At 65.1% G+C, this 17,567-nt stretch carries 14 protein-coding genes; 7 read left to right on the forward strand and 7 right to left on the reverse strand.

What is annotated here, in order from left to right:
- Positions 1 to 18: 18 nt before the first annotated feature.
- Positions 19 to 1,515, reverse strand: coding sequence for a histidine ammonia-lyase (gene hutH / locus EN852_RS20555; RefSeq protein WP_127876676.1), 1,497 nt, complete (start codon positions 1,513 to 1,515; stop codon positions 19 to 21).
- The gene (locus EN852_RS20560) at positions 1,512 to 2,513 is read right to left on the reverse strand and encodes an ornithine cyclodeaminase family protein (RefSeq protein WP_127868682.1); all 1,002 of its coding nucleotides are present in this window, start codon (positions 2,511 to 2,513) and stop codon (positions 1,512 to 1,514) included. The genes hutH and EN852_RS20560 overlap by 4 nt, the downstream gene beginning before the upstream one ends.
- 111 nt (positions 2,514 to 2,624) lie before the next feature.
- On the opposite strand from EN852_RS20560, the gene EN852_RS20565 reads away from it, so the two are divergent.
- The 7 genes from EN852_RS20565 to EN852_RS20595 all read left to right on the forward strand — a co-directional run bounded on the left by EN852_RS20565 (position 2,625) and on the right by EN852_RS20595 (position 11,994).
- Positions 2,625 to 4,067, forward strand: a complete 1,443-nt coding sequence (locus EN852_RS20565; RefSeq protein ID WP_127876791.1) for an MFS transporter — start codon at positions 2,625 to 2,627, stop codon at positions 4,065 to 4,067.
- 280 nt (positions 4,068 to 4,347) lie between these two features.
- Positions 4,348 to 5,334 (forward strand): ABC transporter permease, encoded by a 987-nt coding sequence (locus tag EN852_RS20570; protein WP_127876677.1) that lies wholly within the window; start codon positions 4,348 to 4,350, stop codon positions 5,332 to 5,334.
- Between the two features lie 88 nt (positions 5,335 to 5,422).
- Positions 5,423 to 6,448, forward strand: coding sequence for a sugar ABC transporter substrate-binding protein (locus EN852_RS20575; protein WP_127868684.1), 1,026 nt, complete (start codon positions 5,423 to 5,425; stop codon positions 6,446 to 6,448).
- 98 nt (positions 6,449 to 6,546) lie between these two features.
- Positions 6,547 to 8,670, forward strand: a complete 2,124-nt coding sequence (locus tag EN852_RS20580) for an SMP-30/gluconolactonase/LRE family protein (RefSeq protein WP_127876678.1) — start codon at positions 6,547 to 6,549, stop codon at positions 8,668 to 8,670.
- Positions 8,667 to 9,722 (forward strand): hypothetical protein, encoded by a 1,056-nt coding sequence (locus EN852_RS20585; protein WP_127876679.1) that lies wholly within the window; start codon positions 8,667 to 8,669, stop codon positions 9,720 to 9,722. Before EN852_RS20580 ends, EN852_RS20585 begins: the two co-directional genes overlap by 4 nt.
- A complete protein-coding gene (locus EN852_RS20590; RefSeq protein ID WP_127876680.1) occupies positions 9,722 to 11,218 on the forward strand; it encodes a sugar ABC transporter ATP-binding protein in 1,497 nt (498 codons plus the stop codon). The genes EN852_RS20585 and EN852_RS20590 overlap by 1 nt, the downstream gene beginning before the upstream one ends.
- A gap of 368 nt (positions 11,219 to 11,586) precedes the next feature.
- Complete coding sequence (locus tag EN852_RS20595; protein ID WP_127876681.1) at positions 11,587 to 11,994, forward strand: carboxymuconolactone decarboxylase family protein; 408 nt, start codon at positions 11,587 to 11,589, stop codon at positions 11,992 to 11,994.
- A 58-nt stretch (positions 11,995 to 12,052) separates the two neighbouring features.
- Here EN852_RS20595 and EN852_RS20600 read toward each other — a convergent pair whose 3' ends face one another.
- From EN852_RS20600 to EN852_RS43210, 5 genes are all read right to left on the reverse strand, one after another.
- Positions 12,053 to 12,940, reverse strand: coding sequence for an amidohydrolase (locus EN852_RS20600; RefSeq protein WP_189546084.1), 888 nt, complete (start codon positions 12,938 to 12,940; stop codon positions 12,053 to 12,055).
- Positions 12,940 to 14,076: a VWA domain-containing protein gene (locus EN852_RS20605; protein ID WP_127876683.1), complete on the reverse strand. Its 1,137-nt coding sequence runs from the start codon at positions 14,074 to 14,076 to the stop codon at positions 12,940 to 12,942. Before EN852_RS20605 ends, EN852_RS20600 begins: the two co-directional genes overlap by 1 nt.
- A gap of 226 nt (positions 14,077 to 14,302) precedes the next feature.
- Positions 14,303 to 15,184 (reverse strand): MoxR family ATPase, encoded by an 882-nt coding sequence (locus EN852_RS20615; RefSeq protein WP_127876684.1) that lies wholly within the window; start codon positions 15,182 to 15,184, stop codon positions 14,303 to 14,305.
- 7 nt (positions 15,185 to 15,191) lie between these two features.
- A complete protein-coding gene (locus EN852_RS43205; protein ID WP_127876685.1) occupies positions 15,192 to 16,196 on the reverse strand; it encodes a molybdopterin cofactor-binding domain-containing protein in 1,005 nt (334 codons plus the stop codon).
- 1 nt (position 16,197) lies between these two features.
- Complete coding sequence (locus EN852_RS43210) at positions 16,198 to 17,565, reverse strand: xanthine dehydrogenase family protein molybdopterin-binding subunit (protein ID WP_127876686.1); 1,368 nt, start codon at positions 17,563 to 17,565, stop codon at positions 16,198 to 16,200.
- Between the last annotated feature and the right edge of the window lie 2 nt (positions 17,566 to 17,567).

Raw genomic sequence — 17,567 nt, forward strand, 5'->3', positions numbered from 1 at the left:
ACCAAGAGTCGAAAAGCGTCAGCCCGTTGCCGGCGGACCTTGCCATGCTCCGCCTGCGAGGGCGGTATAAAGCGCTTCCGCGTCGGCGCCCAGCGGCCTGTCTTCCTTGAGCGTCGCCACATGCGAGCGCACGGCCGCGTGGATTGCGCCGGTGGCCGGCGCAAGCGTCAGTCCCTCGCGCAAATCGACGGCCTGCGCCGCCGCCATCAACTCAAAGGCGATCAGCCGCCGCCACAGCACGATCATCTCGGCGCATTTCGCGACCGCGAGCGGCGTCTGCGTGGCGTGATCCTCGACGCCCTCGGACACGGGCAGGAAATCGAGCATCACCGGATTGGCCTTGTGGCGGATGGCGGCCAGGATCGCCGTCACCGTCTTCTGCAGCGGCACGAAGCCCGCCGAGGCGCCGCCGACCGGTGAGAGATATTTCGGCAGGCCGTGCCGGGTCGAGCCGGTGAGCTGGACGAAGCGGGCGGCTGAAGCCGCCGCGCATTGCGCGATCGCCAGGCCGAGCGTCTCGAAGGCGAGCGCCAGCGATGCGGTGTGGAAATTGCCGGTCGACATGACCAGCTCATCCTCGGCAAGCACCAGCGGATTGTCGGCGGCGGCGTTGAGCTCGATCTCGACCGCAAGCCTCGCATGGTCGATCGCCTGGATCAGCGCGCCGTGGATCGAGGGCATGCAGCGGATCGACAGCGGATCCTGGATGGTCGTCGGCGCCGGCGCCTCATCGCGCGCCAAGAGGTCGCGCAGCGCCTTTGCCGCAAGCTGCTGACAGGCGCCCGGACGCGCTTGGTGCTGGCGCGGATCGAGGATGGTGCGGTTGGCGCCGATGCCTTCCATCGTCAGCGCGCCGGCCTGCTGCTGCTGGTCGAGCGCCGACAGCGCGTCGGTCAGCGCCAGCGCTCCGGTCCCGGTGGAGACCGCCGAGGCGTTGATCAGGGAAAGACCATCCTTCGGCGAGAGCGTGACGGGCGCCAGCCGCGCCATCATCAGCGCCTTGGCGGCAGGCATGCGGCGGCCCTGGTATTCCGCTTCGCCATCGCCGATCAGCATGCGAGCGATCGCCGTCATCAGCAGGAGGTCGCCGGCGCCGATCGAGCCCAGCGACGGCATCACCGGATGCACGCCGGCATTGAGCGCCTCGACCAGCGCCGTAAACACGCGCGGCGACAGGCCCGAGCCGCCGGAAGCGAGCATCGCAAGGCGGGCGAACATCGCCGCCCGCACCACCGGCACCGGCAGGGCCTCGCCGACCGCGGCGCTGCGGCCTTCGATCAGCTGGCGCTGGAAGGCGCTCGCGTCGCCTTCGACCGCGGTGATGAGATTGGCACCGAGGCCGGTGTTCAGCCCATAGATCTGCTGGCCGCCGGCCGCCGCGGCATCGAGGACCTGGCGAGCCTTGTTGAGCTTTTCGAGGACACCAGCCGTGACCTCGACCTTGCAAGCATTGCGCGCGGCGGCAAGCACATCCTCGATGCTGACGCCGGCGCCGGTGAGTACGAGCGGGCTCATGCGAAGCGCAGCCTTTGGCCAATGCCGTTTTCGCCGGCCTTGGCGAGCATGGCCTTGCCGAGCGCAATGTCGGAGAGCGAGAGGCCGCGATGCCAGAACAGGATCGTCTCGCCATCGCTCTGCCGGCCCGGCTTGAGGCCGGCCGCGATCTGGCCAAGCTCGGCGTGCAAAGTCGCCTCGCTCAGCCGTCCGGTCTCGACATGGGCGCGCAGCGAGCCGAACTTGCCGCCCTTGCACTGGCCCCAGTCGTCGACGACGATCTTCTGCATGATATCGGTGAGCGACAGCTCGACGGCGCTCATCGTGCCATAGGGCACCACCAGCGCGCCGCGCTTGATCCATTCGGTCTTGAGCAGTGGCTGCGGTTCCGGCAGCCGCGAGGCCTCGACGACGATGTCGGCGCCTTCGACGCAGCTTTTCCAGTCGGCCACGGCCAGGACCGGCTTGCCGAGATCGGCGGCCAGCTTCGCGGCAAAGCTGTCGCGGCTTTCGGGCCGGCGCGAATGGACGCGGATCTCGTCGAAGTCGAAAAGATGGTCGAGCAGCCGCACGTTCCAATAGGCGGTGCCGCGCGCGCCGATATGGGCGAGCACTTTTGACGACTTCTTCGCCAGATGCTTGGCGCCGATGGCGGTGACGGCGCCGGTGCGCATGTCGGTGATGACGGTGGCGTCGAGGATGGCGCGCGGCGTGCCGGTGCGCGGATCGAAAAGATTGAGGATGCCGAACTCGGACGGCAGGCCGTGCATGTAGTTGTCGACATAGTCGCCGACGATCTTCACGCCGGCGGCGTCGAGTGGCGCCACATAGCCGCGAAGCACGTTGAAGTGGCCGTGGAAGGAGGGATCCGGCTCGAGATGGACACGCGGCTCGATAACGGTCTGGCCGTTGCCCTGCGCGACGAGCCCGGCCTCGACGGCGCCGATGATCTCGGCGTCGGTCATGGCAAGCGCTTCGATGTCGAGAGCGTTGAGGTAGTCGATGTAGATAGGCTTCATGCGTTTCCCTCGGTCGGCCCGCGCTCTTCCATAACAGGCGGAGAGGCGACACGAAAGTTTGTTGGATAAGCTCTGGACTGGACCGGGCTTATGCTGTTCAACCACCGCGTCATGACCAGCATCCCCGACAACGCAGCCGTGTCCCCGTCCGCAAATTCCGCACGTCAGGCGCGTCGTGTCGCGCTGATCGTGGCGGTCGCCTTCTTCATGCAACTGCTCGATTCGACGATCATCTCGACCTCGCTGCCGCAGATGGGCCAGTCCTTCGGCGTGCCGGCGGTGGCGATGAGCATCGGCATCACCGCCTATATGCTGACCATGGCGGTGTTCGTGCCGCTGTCGGCCTGGCTTGCCGACCGTTTTGGCGCGCGCAATATTTTCCTCCTGGCGATCGCGCTGTTCACGCTGGCCTCGGTTGCTTGCGGGTTTTCGCAGAGCCTGACCCAGTTCGTCGCCGCCCGCATCGTGCAGGGCCTGGGCAGCGCGCTGATGACGCCGGTCGGCCGCATCCTGGTGCTGCGCAACGCCGAGAAATCCGAATTGATCGCCGCGACGGCGCTGATAACCTGGCCGGCTTTGTTCGCGCCGGTGGTCGGGCCGGTGCTTGGCGGCTTCATCACGACCTATCTCTCCTGGCACTGGAACTTCTTCATCAACGCGCCGCTGGGGCTGGCCGGGCTTGCGCTGGTCGCCCGCTTCGTGCCGGGCGACCGCGATTCCGAGGCCAGGCCATTCGATTGGCCGGGCTTTTTCCTCACCTCGCTCGGGCTTGCAGTGATGCTTTACGGGCTCGAACGCCTCGCGCATCCCGAGAACGGCTTGTTGCCGACGGTAGGCTCCATCGGCATTGGCATCATGATCGGGTGGCTCGCCGTTCGCCACCTCTTGCAGGCTCGGCATCCGCTGCTCGACCTTTCGGCCTTCAAGGTGCTGACCTTCGCGATCTCGACGCTTGCCGCGGGCACGGTCTTCCGCGTCGCGATCAACGCCACGCCCTTCCTGCTGCCGCTGCTGTTCCAGGTCGGCTTCGGCCTGAGTCCAGTCGATGCCGGCCTGTTGGTGCTGGCCTATTTCCTCGGCAATCTCGGCATGAAGACGGTGACGACGCCGACGCTGAGGCGCTTCGGCTTCCGCACCGTGATGGTGGTGAATGGGTCGATCGCGTCGCTGGCGATCATGGCCTGCGGAGCGATCTCGCCGCAGACGTCTCAGGTGCTGGTGGTGGCGCTGATGCTGGTCGCCGGTCTCACGCGCTCGATGCAGTTCACGGCGCTGAACACGCTCGCCTTCGCCGACATCGGCGCGCCGCAGCGGAGCTCGGCGGCGACGCTCTCCTCGATGCTGCAGCAGATATCGATGCTGTTCGGCGTGGCGATCGCGGCGGCGATCCTCAATTTGTCGCAGATCGTCAGGAGCGAAGCCTTGCCCGACCTCGTCGACTTCAGAATCACCTTCGTCGCGATCGGCCTGCTCGGTCTCGCCGCGGCGATGCGCTTCCTGGTGCTGCCGGCCAACGCCGGCGCCGAGGTTTCGGGGCATTCGACGAACAATTGAGGTCGCGCCGGGGGATTTCGCGGACTCAAATTCCGCCGGCCGCGTCGCCTTCGAACGGGTTCTTCCGCGGGCCGCGCGATTGGGGCAACGAACAGCCAAAAAGCCCAAGAGTTTCCGGCTATTGCGCCAGTTACGGCAATCGATGCGTCCACTCGGAAAATAGTCGGAGAGGGGCGGTTGTTGAACGCGGATTCATTTGACGAGCCGCTGTTGAGCCGATTAGCTTTCGTGCGGGGTGGCGGCCTTAAGGGCCTTGCCATCGGGGCGAAAGACATTATCGATGAACGCGATCGGCTGGCCGAACTGGAGGCGCCTCAATCAGGAAGGCATCGTCTTTGCCATCGCCATCCTTTTGTTCGCCGCCGCAGCGCTCAGTCTGCCCGGGTTCCTGACCGCCGACAATCTGGTCGCCATCGTCCGCTCCGTCTCGGTGCTCGGCATTCTGGCGCTCGGCATGGCGGTCGTCATCATCGGCCGCGGCATCGACCTGTCGGCAGTGGCGATCATGGCGATGTCGGTTGCCTGGTATCTGCAACTGCTCAACACCGGCACCTCGGACGGCCTGGCCTTCGCCTATGTGCTGGCGGGCGTTTTAGCCATCGGCCTGCTCAACGGCTTTCTGGTCGCCTATGCCGACGTTCCGGCGATCTTCGTCACGCTGGCCACCGGCTCGTTCGTCTTCGGCTATGTGCGCTCGCAACTGATCACGCAGGATGCCGTTCCAGTGCCGCAGGGCCATTGGGTGGAACTGCTCGGCGGCGTGCGCTTCCTCGACATTCCGGTCGAGGTTTTCGTCTTCGCCGGACTGGCGTTCCTGGTCTTCCTGTTCCTGTGCTACACCAAATGGGGCCGCTTCATCTACTTCGCCGGCGACAACCCGGTCGCGGCGCGCAACATCGGCATTCCGGTGCGCCCGATGCTGGTGCTGCGCTACGCGCTTTCGGCCGTGGTGGCGCTGATCGCCGGCCTGCTCACGGCGGCCAGCCTGCATTCGATCAACACGCGCGTCGTCAATTCGACGCTGCTCTACGACATCGTGCTGGTGGCGGTGATCGGCGGCATCGGACTTTCGGGCGGGCGGGGAGGGGTGCGCAACGTGCTGGTGGGGGCGGCGCTGATCGGCATCCTGCTCAACGCCATGACCATTATCGACATTCCGCTGCTCTACCAGAACCTGATCAAGGCGGCGATCCTGCTGGGGGCCATCATCGTCGACGGCATCATCAATCCGCGCGACGAGCAGACCGCGCAGCAGGGCGACATTTAGAGCCGATGGGCTGGCCCATCTTGCTTTGGGGTACCCGGAGCGATCGCGACGATCGCCCGGCAATGAAAACCGAACCAGAGGATGTGACATGAGACTACTCAAAACATTGATGGCCGCCGCCACGGCGCTCGCCGTTACCGCCTTCGCCGCGCCGAGTTTCGCCGCCGACGATCCAGGTCCCGCCGCCTATGCCAAGGCGCTCAACGGCAAGCGCGTCATGCTGGTGCCGCTGGCGATGGGTTTCGACCTGGCGCAAGGCTGGGCGCATTACCTGAAGAAGGAAGTCGAGGCCTGGGGCGGCACGTTCGAGACCCGCGATCCGAACTGGGTGGTCGATGCCGGCGCGCAGGCGATCACTGACGCCATCGCTTCCGACACCCGGCCGGATGTTCTGATCATCCACGCGCCTGACCTCAATTCCTACTCCAAGCTGATGAAGAAGGCGCAGGCTGCCGGCACCTATGTGATCCTGGTCGACAACCCGGCCAACTTCCCGGCCGATGCCTTCGTCGGGAGCGACTGGGACAAGCTCGGCCAGCTGGAAGCGGAAGCAGCGATCAAGGGCTGCGGCGAGAATTCGTCCAAGAAGATCGGGCTGGTGCAGGGCGACCAGGCGAACTCGTCGAGCCTCTACCAGTATGCCGGCATCATGAAGGTGCTGGAGAAGCATTCCGACTTCCAGGTTGTCGCCAAGCCGGATTCCAACTGGGACGCGACCACGTCGCGCAATGTGACAACGACGATGCTGCAGCAGCACCCCGACATCTGCTCGATCATCGACTTCTGGGACGGCGACGCCACCGGCGCTTCGGCCGCGATCCGCGACGCTAAGCTCGATGGCAAGGTGTTCCTGGTCACCACCGGCGGCGGCGAGAAGGCGGCCGACTGCGACAAGCTGAACGACGGCACCTATGGCGCCGTGGTGATGACCGACCTCGCCCGACAGTCGGGCGACATGAACGCCATCATCAAGTTCCTGCTGCAGAGCGGCCAGCCGGCCGGCACCTCGCACACCTACATCTACACGCTGGAGAAGGCGACGACCAAGGCCGACCTCAAGCCCGACAGCTGTTGGGACCTGAAGGCGTTGCAGGCCGAAGCGGCGGCGAAATAGACAGCGCGTCCGGATGGTATCCACGAGGTGGCCGGATCACCCCGGCCACCTCTTTTCCCGTTGCCACCTCTTTCCCGCTTGAATGACAGCAGCCGCCGATGACTTTTCGTGAACGCCTCCAGGCTTGGCGCTATAATCTCGTGCCCGACCATCTGGTCGGCGAGATCCTGACCAAACGCTGGACCGACAACGCCATACCGTTCCTGGCGCTGGTGGCGACGCTCGGCGTGTTCGTCTCGATCATTCCGGGCTTCTTCAAGCTCACCTCCCTGCAAGAATCGACACGCCAGCTCGGCGAGTTCTCGCTGGTGGTCATCGGCATGACAGTGGTGATGCTGGGTGGCGGCATCGACCTCTCGGTCGGCTCGATCTTCGCGCTGTCCTGCTTTTCCGCCGTCTATGTCTTCTTCATCCTCGAACAGTCGATCTGGCTGGCCCTGGCCGCGGCGCTCGCGGCCGGATTGGTCTTCGGCGCCATCAATGGGTACCTCGTTGGCTATCTGAGGCTGCGCGCCTTTCTCACCACCCTGGTCACCTTCATCTTCGGGCGGGCGCTGTTCGACATATTGGTCAGCACCTATGCCGCCGACGTGCAGCTTTCCCAGGCTTCGTCCGACGTGCTCGACTTCATCGGCGACGGCACATTCTGGGGCCTGTCGGTTTCGGTCTGGCTGGCCGTCGTCCTCGCCATCGTCACCCATGTCGCGCTGACGCGATCGCGGCCGGGCTGGCATGTGCTGGCGGTGGGCGGCTCGCGCCGCTCGGCGCACAATGCCGGTATCCGCGTGCGCCGCACCGTCTTCATGACCTATGTCTTTTCCGGCTTCTGCTCATCGATCGGCGGGTTCCTCATCGCCTGCCGCCTGAGCGGGGCAGGCCCGGGGACCGGCCTCAATCTCGAAATCATGGCGCTGACGGCGGCGGTGGTCGGCGGCGTCAGCCTCGGCGGCGGACGCGGCTCGGTGGTCAAGGGGCTGATGGGCGCCATCATCGTTCTTACCATGACCAACGGGCTGATCCGGCTGGGCTACGGCACCGGCACCAACCAGATGGTGCTCGGAATCCTTCTGGCTGTCGCCGTCACCATTGACATCCGCTGGCTGAAGAACCGCCACAAGGTGCTGAACGAGGTCTATGTCGCGCCGGTCTACCTCAAGATGGGCGAGACGCAGTCAGCCGCGCCCGGTTCGGGCACGCCTTACGAGCTCGACAACCGGCTCTCGGCCGCGGAGCATATCGGGCTTGGCGAGTTGGAAGGGCCGGAGGACGTCATCCTCGATCGCGACGACCATCTCTATTGCGGCACTCGCCACGGCGAGATCGTTCGCTTTTTCGCGCCTGACTACAAACGCTCCGAGGTCTTTGCCCATATCGGCGGCTTCCCGCTGGGGCTCGCTTTCGACAAGGACAGCAATCTGATCAGCTGCGTCGGCGCCATGGGGCTCTATTCCGTCTCGCCGGAGCGGGAGGTGAAGCGCCTGTCGGCCGAGACGGCGCGCTCCTGGACGTCGATCGTCGACGACGCAAGGCTGCGCGACCCGAACGATTGCGACATCGCGCCGGACGGCCGCATCTATTTCACGGACTCGACCAAGCGCTATGACGCCCACGACTGGGCGCTGGACTCGATCGAGAACCGCGCCACGGGGCGCCTTTTGGTCTACGATCCGAAGGACGGCTCGACCAAGACGCTGCTGGACGGCTACCGCTACACCAACGGCGTCTGCATGGCGCATGACGGCAAGTCGCTGTTCTTCGCCGAGAGCTGGGCCTGCCGCGTGCATCGCTACTGGCTGGAAGGGCCCAAGGCCGGCACCGCCGAATGCGTCATCCGCGACATGCCCGGCTATCCCGACAACATCAACCGCGCGTCCGACGGCAATTACTGGATGGCCTGGCTCGGCATGCGCACGCCGAGCTTCGACCTGTCGCTGCGCCACCCCGACATGCGCAAGCGCATGACGCGGCGCCTACCGCAGGACGAATGGCTGTTTCCCAACATCAACACAGGCGGCGTGGTGAAGTTCAACGAGAAGGGCGGCATCGTCGAGACGCTCGGCGATCTCTCGGGCGACGCGCATCCGATGGTCACTTCGATGCGCGAGCACAAGGGCTATCTGTTCGTCGGCGGCATCTTGAACAACCGCATCGGGCGCTACAAGATTTCGGGCGCCGACCCGAACTGGACGAGCCCCGCTTCCTATTGGGGAGGCAAGCCATGATCCTCGATCCGATCCTGGATGTCTTCCGCGGCAAGGCGGTCACCATCCCGCCGCTCGACGGCGCGTTCCGTCCCAACACGCGGCTGGACGATGCGCCGGCCTTCGCCGAATTGAGCGAGCCGGACAATCTGCTGGCGGCCGACGGCCGGCTGCTCGTCTCCAGCGGCAACGCCGTCCTTGCGATTGCGGCTGGTTCCGAACCGGTCGTGATCGAGACCTTTCAATCCTCCGTCACCGCGCTGGCCCTGTCACCATCAGGCGATCTGACCGTCGGGCTCGAAAACGGCAAGCTACTGATCGCCGGCAAGGAAGTCTCGTTGTCTGCTGAAGTCCGGTGCATCACCGCGCTTGCCTATGCCAGTGACGGCACGCTGTGGCTCGCCAATGGCTCCGCCGAGCATGCGCCGTCACAATGGGCGGCCGACCTGATGAAGAAGGGCGCGTCCGGTTCGCTGTGGCGGCGCGGGCCGGGGGCTGTTGGTTTTCAGAAGACCGCCGGCGACATCGCCTTTCCCTATGGGCTTCACCCGATCGGCGCCGGCGTGCTGGTGAGCGAAAGCTGGCGCCATCAGCTCGTGCGCTTCGACGGCGCGAACGGAAATCGCTCGACCGTGCTGACGCAACTGCCCGGCTATCCCGCGCGGCTTTCGCCGGCTGGCGACGGTGGCGCCTGGCTGACCCTGTTTGCGCCGCGCAACCGGCTGATCGAATTCGTGCTGCAGGAAACGCATTATCGCCAGGACATGATCGATCAGGTGCCGGCGACCTACTGGATCGCGCCGGCGCTGGCGTCAAACCGCAGCTTCCTCGAGCCGCTGCAATGCGGCGGCATCCGCACCATGGGCATTCACAAGCCGTGGTCGCCCAGCCGCTCCTACGGGCTCGTCGTGAAGCTCGACCGAACCCTGCAGCCGCAATTCAGCCTGCACAGCCGCGCCAACGGCACGCGCCACGGCATCTGCAGCGTGGCCGAACGCGACGGCCGCCTGTTCATCGCCGCGAAGAGCGGCGATTGCGTGCTGGCGCTCGACGCAATCACGGGAGGTTTCTGATGGAACCGATCGTCCGTCTGGAAAACGTCACCAAGACCTATCGCGGCGTGCCTGCGGTCAAGAACGTCACGTTCGACCTGAGGCAAGGCGAAATCCACGCGCTGCTCGGCGAGAACGGCGCCGGCAAATCGACGCTGACCAAGATCATTGCCGGCGTCGTCGACGCGACTTCGGGCAAGATGTTCCACAAGGGCGTCGAGACGGCTTATGCCTCGCCGCATGCAGCACTTGAAGCCGGCATCGCCATGGTGTTCCAGGAGACCAGCCTGGTGCCGTCGATGACGGTGGCGCAGAACCTCTATCTCGGCACGGAGAAATTCCTCAACCGGCTGCGCGGCACCTACATCTCGGCGCAACAATTCCTGCAGTCGCTGAACTTTCCCGTCGATCCGAATGCGATGGTGGCGACGCTGGGGGCCGCCAAGCGGCAGATGGTCGAGATCGCGCGCGCCGTCCACCACAATGCCGAGATCATCATCTTCGACGAGCCCACGGCGACGCTGACGCCGGAGGAGAAGCGCCATTTCTTCGCGCTGATCCGCCGGCTAAAGGCGGGGGGCGTGTCGATCGTCTTCATCAGCCACGCGCTGGAAGAGGCGCTGATGATCGCCGACCGCATCACCATTTTGCGCGACGGCGAGCTGGTGATCACCGACGACACGCCGGCTTTCGACCGCGACAGGATCGTCGCCGCCATGGTGGGCCGTTCGCTGTCGGGACAGATCTACCGCCAGCGCGACGAGGCGAAATTGCGCAAGGCCGGCAAGAAAGTGCTCTCGGTGCAGGACATCTCGATGAGCAACATCGTGCGCAACAATTCCTTCTCGATCTTCGAGGGCCAGATCACCGGCGTGTTCGGCCTGATCGGCTCCGGCCGCACCGAGACGTTCAAGATCGTGTCGGGCATCTACAAGCGCGACTTCCTGCGTGGCGGCGCGATCGAGCTCGACGACAAGCCGGTACGCTACCTCGTGCCGGCGGAGGCGGTGGCTGACGGCATCGTCTACGTCACCGAGGACCGCAAGAGCGAAGGCATCTTCGAGACGATGGGCATCGCGGAGAACCTGTTCGGCGGGCTGCTCGCCGCCGGCCGTGAAAAGGCCTGGGTGATCAACCAGCAGGAGATGCGCGAGCTTTCGGCCGAATGGACGAAGACGCTCAACATCAAGGCGATCAACGACAATGCGCGCGTGGTCGAGCTCTCCGGCGGCAACCAGCAGAAGGTGATGATCGGCAAGGGGCTGGTGCAGCAGCCGCGCATCGTCATCCTCGACGAGCCGACGCGCGGCGTCGATGTCGGTGCCATCGCCGAGATCCACCAGATCATCAACCGGCTGGCCGACGAAGGTCTCGCCGTCGTCGTCATCTCGTCCTACCTGCCGGAGATCATGAACCTGTCGGACCGCATCCTGGTCTGCCGGCAAGGCCGCATCGTGGAGGAGTTCTCGCCGGCGGAGGCGACGGAGGAGAAGATCATGTATGCGGCGGTTCACTAGGGTGTTGGCTGGTAGGCACTTCGACAATTGGCCGAATCGTCCGTCCCGTCGTCATCCACGGGCGGAGCAAGGAGCAAAGCGACGCGCGGAGACCCGAGGATCCATGCCGTTACTTTCGAGAGCCGCTTACGGTGCAGAATTCTGCTCCGCTGCATTCATTGATCAAGGTCACGGAATGGATTCTAGGGTCTGCGCGCGTCGCTTCGCTCCTTGCTCCGCCCTAGAATGACGATGCTGAGATGCTTTGACCAACCTCGCGACTGTGTGTTGTTTTGAGCTAAAAACTGAGCGGGACAAACGGGTTAGCCGTCTATGCGCAACGCTTGATTCAATGAATTCGACCAACGATTCAAACGAAAGGACCAACCATGGCCACCACGAAACTTCTAACCGATGCCGAGGTCGAAAAAATCCCGGCGGTGAAGGCCGTGTTCGAGGATATCCGGGCGACGCGGAAGTCCGATTTCGTCAACAATTTCTGGCGCGGGCTCGGTAACGACCCGGTGGCGCTGAAGCGGGTGTGGGAGCAGCTCAAGGCTGTCATGGTGGCCGACAGCGCCATCGATCCGCTGACCAAGGAAATGATCTATATCGCGGTCTCGACAGCCAATGGCTGTTCCTACTGCATCCACTCGCATACCGCCGCCGCGCGTGCCAAGGGCATGACAGACGCGCAGCATGGCGAGCTGGTGTCGATCATCGGGCTCGCAGGCCAGACAAACCACCTCGTGACGGCGATGCAGATTCCGCTCGATCCGCAATTCGAGGTGAAGTGAAGCGCCGACTTTCCCTTCTCCCACAAGGGGCCCACAAGGGGAGAAGGAAGAAGCCGCGTTAAACCGGCCGGTAAACTCTCTTCGCCGTATTCCAGAAGATGTCCGCCTCGGCTTGCGCGCCGTGCCTGGCCACCGCCGCGCGGTGCGCCTTGATCAGCTCGGCATGGCTGGTCCAGAGCTTTTCGATCGGGAAGTTCGAGCCGAACATCAGCCGGTCGCTGCCGAGGATATCGATCGCGTTATCGACGATATAGGCGATCAGTTCCGGGTCGTTGCGGTGGACGAACGTGCCGAGTCCCGACAGCTTGGCGTAGAAATTGGGCGCTGCCGAAAGCGTTCGCAGGCCGGCCTTCCACGCTTCGGTGGTTTCGGGCTCCATGCCGGTCAGCATGCCGGCATGGGTCAGAACGAAATTCGTCTCAGGGTTTTCGCCGACAAGCGTCAGCCCGTCCTTCATCTGCGCGGGAAAAAGCTGCAGGTCGAAGGAGAGGCCGTAATCCTTCAGCCGCGCCACATTGGCACGCACCTTCGGATCGATCACCTGGTCGGCCGAGGCGGCGAAGCGGAAGGCGGGCGTCTTGTGCCAGTGCAACTGCATGCGCACGCCGCGCAGCAGCTGGTATTTCATCAGCCGATCGATCTGCGGGCGGACGTCGTCGACCGTCATGTCGGCATAGCCGACGATGGCGTGCGGCCAGCCGGTCTCGTCAGCGGTCTTCTGCAGGAAGGCGACCTCTTTTTCGAAATCCTCCTTGGCCCAGTTGGTCTGGACGTAGACGGCCTTCTCGACACCCGAGCCTTTCTGATCTTCGAGGAATTCCGTGATCGGGTAATCGCGGCGGATCGGCTCGTAGGGGCCGAAGATGCGCGGCACCATCGGGCCGACCAGCCAGGGCTGGTCCTTTTGGCGCCAGATGTGGAAATGCGCGTCGATGGCTTTCTGCATCACGATACCCTTTTCCAGACGGTTTTTGCCGCAGGCGCTGGGCGGGCGAGCGACAGGATGAAGTCGGTGAGACTATCGACCGACGAGCCGTCGACCAGATCGTCGAGCACCGGCAGGATTGCCCGGAGCGCCGCCGTTGCCGGGCGAAAGCGCGGATCGCCGGCGAGCGGCGTCGCCAGCGACAGCCGGAAGGCGCGGGCGCTGAGGCGACGCATGGCGATCTCCAGTTCGGCATGGCTGCCGCGTTCCAGCCCATCGGAGAGGATGACGACGCAGGCGCCGCGCACGAAGGCGGAGAAGCGCGGCACGGAAAGGAAGGCGAGCAATGTCGGCCCCATGCGAGTACCGCCGTCCCAATCGTCGACCAGCGCCGCGGCACGAGCCAACGCCTGCCCGCGATCGCGGATGCGCAGCGCCGAGGTGATACGGGTAAGCCGCGTGCCGAAGGTGAAGACTTCCGCGCGATCCGCGCCCTGCACGGCGGCGTGCGCCAGCTTGAGATAATCGGCCGTGTGCAGCTTCATCGAACCGGAAACGTCGATAAGCAGGAGCAGTTTTCGCGCCACCGTCTGCCGGCGGCGCAGCAATGGCGAGGGGATGTCGCCGTCGGCGCTGACGATTTCGCTGAGCGAGCGGCGAAGGTCGAGCGTGCCGCGCGAGCGAGTGCGCACGGTGCGGAAGGAACGGCGGGCGGGCAGGGTGGCGGCGAGCTTGCGGCGAAACTGGCCGAGACCATCGGCGTCGCCCGGGAAATCGCGGCTGCTCAGTTGCTCGAGTGCCGAGGAGAGCTCGCCGCCTTTCTCGCGGCGAGCTGCTCGGTCTTCCTCTTCACGCGTGCCTCGATCGTCCTTGACGCGGGTCTCATCGTCCTCTTCGCCTTCGATCGAAGGCCTGGCATCACCGTAGAAATAGGCGCGGAAATGCGCTTCGAATTCGCCGCGGCGATCGGGCGGGGCGGCGAGCGTCGCAAGCGCCGCCTCGCGGATGTCGTTCATCGAGCGCGGACCCAGAAGTGTCACCGCTTGCATGAAGCTGGTGACTTGTTCGGGGGCTATGGGGAAGGCGTGGCTGCGCAGCAGACGGGCGAAGCCGAGGAAAGGCGCGGCGGCAGGGCGCAGGTTTTCCGGGCGCCTCATTCCTTCACACCCCCCTCTGTCCTGCCGGACATCTCCCCCGCAAGGGGGGAGATTGGCAGTTTCGACGCTTCGCTCGATGCTGCGACGTTGAGGTTTGGCGAAAGCCCGCGTGACGTCCGATCTCCCCCCTTGCGGGGGAGATGGCCGGCAGGCCAGAGGGGGGTGCTGTCCCGCCAGCGCTGCGCATTGGAGCTGAGGTATCGCGCTAGCGCGTTGCGATTGCTCATCACCCCAACGCCTCCTCGACAATCCTCCCCAGCTCCGGCGCGATCGCCGACAAATCCTCCTCATCCTTGATCAGCACGCCGATGGCCCGCCGAAAGGCCTCCGGCCACGGGCTGCCGCCCTTTTCGAGGATGGTCGCGGCATTCGCCCATTCCACCGCTTCAGCGATGCCCGGCGGCTTTGCGAGAGGCCGCGCGCGGATTTCCTGCACGGCATTCGCCACAGCGCGTGCGGTCGCCTCGGCGACATCGCCCGAGCGCAGCATGATGATCTCGGCCTCGCGCTGAGCGTCGGGGTAGCCGATCCAGTGGTAGACGCAGCGCCGGCGCAGCGCCTCGGCCAGCTCGCGGGTGCGGTTGGAGGTCAGGATGACGATCGGCTGCGTCGCGGCGCGGATGGTGCCTCGCTCCGGAATGCTGATCTGGAAGTCGGAGAGGAATTCGAGAAGCAGCGCCTCGAACTCATGGTCCGAGCGGTCGATCTCGTCGACGAGCAGCACACGCCGTTCAGGTGCGCGCAACACCTGCAGCAGCGGCCGGGCGATGAGAAAACGGTCGTCATAGATGTCGATCTCGTGCTCGCCGGCATGGCGGATGGCGAGCAATTGCCGCTGGTAGTTCCATTCATACAGCGCATGCCCGGCGTCGATGCCTTCGTAGCATTGCAGGCGCACAAGCTCGCGGCCGAGCAGCTCGGCGATCGCCTTCGCGGCTTCGGTCTTGCCGACGCCGGGCGCGCCTTCAAGCAACAGCGGCTTGCCCAGGCGGATCGCCAGGAAGATCGCGGTCGCAAGGCTGTCGTCGGCTAGGTAACGCGAGGCGGCAAGGCGCGCGGCTATCGCCTCCGGCGAAGCCGCGACAGCAACGGCATCGGCGTTTGCCATTTCTCCCTCAGCCCGCGGCCTGCGCCTTCAGCGCACGCAGGATGCGCTCGGGCGTGATCGGCAGCGTGTCGATGCGCACGCCGACCGCGTCGAAGACGGCATTGGCGACGGCCGGGATCTGCGGATTGGCGCACATCTCGCCCGGACCCTTGGCGCCGAACGGTCCGTCGGCGGAGGGGCGCTCCAAGACGATGGTCTCGGTCTGCGCCAAATCGCCGGGGCCGGGCATCAGATACTGGTTGAAGTCGGTGCCGCCATGGTCACGGTTCGGGTAATAGGGCTCGGTCGTCTCGTAGAGCGCGTGGCTGATGCCCATCCAGGAGCCGCCGACCAGCTGCTGCTCGACCATTTTCGGGTTGAGCGCGCGGCCGATCTCGAAGACGTTCTTCACCGTCAGCACCGTCACTTCGCCGGTTTCGTCGTCGACCTCGACCTCGGCCACGGTGCAGGCGTGGGCGTAGCAGGTCGAGGGCTTCATCGCGCCGGTTTCCTTTTCCGGATAGGAGCGCGGGATCAGGAACATGCCGCGGCCCGAGATCGAGCGGCCGCGCTTGAAATGCGCCGACAGCGCGACATCGAAGATCGAGATCGATTTCTGCGGCGCGCCCTTCACCTGGATGTTGCCCTGGCCGTCGGTTTCGAGGTCGGAGGCGTTCACCTCGAGTTCCTCGGCCGCCACTTCCAGCATCACCTGCCGCGCCTCCTTGGCCGCCTGGATGACGGCGTTGCCGGCGCGGTGCGTGCCGCGCGAGGCAAAGGTGCCCATGCAGTGCGGGCCGGTGTCGGTGTCGGCGGTGTCGACGACGACGCGGTCGGTCGGCACGCCGATCGTCTCGGCGCAGATCTGCGCCATGATCTGCTTCATGCCCTGGCCAAGATCGACGCTGGAGAGCGTCACCATGAAATTGCCGGTCGGCGTCGAATGGACCAGCGCCTGCGTCGGGTCGCCGCCAAGGTTCATGCCGGTCGGATAGTTGATCGCGGCGACGCCGCGTCCACGCCGGATCGCCATCTCAGGCTCCCTTCCTGTAGGAGGACATCGCCATGTATTTCTCCGCCACCGGCCAGTTGGCGGCGCGCGAGGCTTCCTGCATGCATTCGATCAACGCGGCGCCCTCGGTCGGCTGGCGATGCGCCTTCATGTCGCCGTCGCGATAGGCATTGATGAAGCGGAATTCGAGCGGGTCCATGCCGATCAGCCGCGCCAGCTTGTCCATCTGCACTTCCAGCGCGAAGTCGCCGATGGTGACGCCGAAGCCGCGCATGGCCGACGAAGGCGTGCGGTTGGTGTAGACGCAGTAAGTGTCGATCCAGACATTCGGGATCGTGTAGGGCCCGGGATAATGCGCGGCGCCCTTCTGCGCGCCATATGGGGAATGGCGCGAATAGGCGCCGGCATCGGTGTAGCCGGTCACCTTGCGCGCGACGATGCGGCCGTCCTTCATGACGCCGTCCTTGATGACGACTTTCTCGGCCGCGCGCGGCGAGGAGATTTGCATCTCCTCCTCGCGGCTGTAGACGAAGGAGACCGGGCGTCCGGTGAGCTTGGCGCCGAGAATGGCGATCGGCTCGACGATGACATCGACCTTGCCGCCAAAACCGCCGCCGACCGTGCCGCCGACGAAATGCAGCTTCGAGCCCGGCATCTGCAGGATGATCGAGGCGTTGTCGAGGGTGAAGAACATCGCCTGCGTGTTGGTGTAGCAGGTGAAGCGGTCATTGCCCTCGGGCGCCACCACGCAGCCGGTCGTCTCGGTCGGCGCGTGCTCGATCGGCGAGGACTGATAGGATTGCTCGAGGATGTGGTCGGCCTGGGCAAAGCCCGCCTCGACATCGCCGAAGCGCACCTTGCGGCACTCGCCGCTGTCATAGAGATAGTAGTTCTGGCCGTGATATTCGTTGACCAGGGGCGCGCCGGGCTTCAGCGCCTCCTCCATGTCGAAGACCGCGGGAAGCACCTCATAGTCGACCTTGACCTTGGCGGCGGCTTCCTGCGCCGCGCGCTCGGTCTCGGCCAGCACCGCTACCACGGCCTCGCCCTTCCAGCGCACCTTGCCGTCGGCGAGCACGGTTTCGTCCTCCGGCCCGACCTGGATCAGGATCAGGATGGTGTAGACATTGTGCGGCACGTCCTTGGCGGTCAACACCTTGACCACGCCTGGGTGCTTCTCCGCTTCCGACGTGTCGATCGAGCGGATGCGGGCGTGATGGTGCGGGCTGCGCACCATCTTCAGATGCAGCATGCCCGGGAAGTTCCGGTCGGCGAAATAGGCGGTCTTGCCGGTGACATGTCCCGGCGAATCGAGCCGTGGGCGCGGCTGGCCGATCTCATGCAGGCCGTCCTTGCGGACATCGGCGAAATAATCCTTGCGCAGTTCCATAG

It is taken from the genome of Mesorhizobium sp. M2E.F.Ca.ET.209.01.1.1, assembly GCF_004010375.2.
In the GTDB taxonomy this organism is placed as follows: domain Bacteria; phylum Pseudomonadota; class Alphaproteobacteria; order Rhizobiales; family Rhizobiaceae; genus Mesorhizobium.